This window comes from Candidatus Frankia alpina (genome assembly GCF_902806485.1).
Classification (GTDB): domain Bacteria; phylum Actinomycetota; class Actinomycetes; order Frankiales; family Frankiaceae; genus Frankia; species Frankia alpina.
The window spans coordinates 1-1,199 of the sequence record NZ_CADCWT010000485.1; the positions used below are offsets into that span (position 1 = coordinate 1).

Here is a 1,199-nt window from a genome sequence, read left to right on the forward strand (position 1 = left end):
CAGTGTATTACGACTTCAAAGAGCAGCAGTTCGTCGATTGACCCAGGGAGCTCGAGGAGCATCACCTGCCGCTGCCGGTTCTCTTCGATCTGGTCAGGCTGATCGACTGGTTCGCCGACCCTGCCCGAGGTGCCCGCGAGTACTTTCCGGAGGCGCAGCGTATAGCCAAGGCGCTCCGCACCTACAAGATCCCGGCCTATCTGGTCAGGCAGGATGATGAAAAGATCCTGACCGACATCTTCGACCGGATGAACAACTACGGGAAGCGATTGAGTCGGGCCGAGATATTCTCGGCTCTGTTCGCAGGCCCGGAGGAGGGTGCGGCGGAACGGCTCTCCCTTGCCCGCATCGCCGAGCGGGTGGACGCGGAGACCGGCTTCGGTCTGATCGACGCGAATACGGTCCTGCACTCGATCCTCGCTCGTCGTGGCCAGGATCCCATGCGCGACATCCGCAACGAGTTCTCCGCGGACAACCGGCGGACCGCGGAGAACTCCGACGAGTCGCAGGAGGCAGCGTACGCAGAGGGAGAGGCGGCTCTGGTGCGGGCGGTGCGTTTTCTTCAGGACGACGTCGGTGTGCCGCATCTTTCGTTGCTGACCTATCGCGCGCTCCTTGTGGTTCTCGTTCGCTTCTTCGCGCATTTTCCCGACCCAGGGGATCGAAACCGGCTGCTTCTTCGTAGATTCTACTGGCGGGCGGCCATCAGCGGACCGACCGTGTTCAAGGGAAGCTTCACGCAGATGAGTAGAATCCTTTGCGCCGTCGTGAAACCCGGCCGGGTGGAGGACTCCGTTCAGGGGCTCACCAAATCGATGGAATCCTCCGTTCGGACTCTTCCGAATGCGCGGCGTTTCCGGACGAACGAGGCGGTCGGAAAGATAATACCCTGTTCTTGGTGGGCGTTGAGGCCAAGATCTCCGCTCACGGGCGAGCGGTTGGACGCCGGCGATCTCTCGATTCTACTGAATGATCAGTCGACGGCGGCGATCGCCGTGCACCGAATCTACCCGCGGGGTGTGCCGAAGCGGCAGCAGTTCTGGGCGGCGAACCGGCTTTTCGTCCCCGACGCCGTCGAGTCCGGCGACAGCTTTCTGGAATCGGCGACCTCTCCGTCCTTCCTTGTTGGTGAAGGGGTTCGCGCCAGGGCCCCGGGAAGATCGTTTTAGGTTGCGATCTGCTACGCGGAGTATTGGCCC

At 62.1% G+C, this 1,199-nt stretch carries 2 protein-coding genes; one reads left to right on the top strand and one right to left on the bottom strand.

The genetic code is table 11. From position 1 onward, the window contains the following. The coding region (locus G6R25_RS28485) for a hypothetical protein (RefSeq protein WP_235949537.1) at window positions 1-410 on the bottom strand (410 nt) is incomplete at its 3' end. 30 nt (window positions 411-440) lie between these two features. Between G6R25_RS28485 and G6R25_RS28490 the strand changes: the two genes are divergently transcribed. Continuing rightward, window positions 441-1,169: a hypothetical protein gene (locus G6R25_RS28490; protein ID WP_235949538.1), complete on the top strand. Its 729-nt coding sequence runs from the start codon at window positions 441-443 to the stop codon at window positions 1,167-1,169. The last annotated feature ends 30 nt before the right edge of the window (window positions 1,170-1,199 follow it).

Coding starts and splice junctions, on each gene's coding strand:
- G6R25_RS28490 (WP_235949538.1), top strand. CDS start 441: ATGCGCGACATCCGCAACGAGTTCTCCGCGGACAACCGGCGGACCGCG.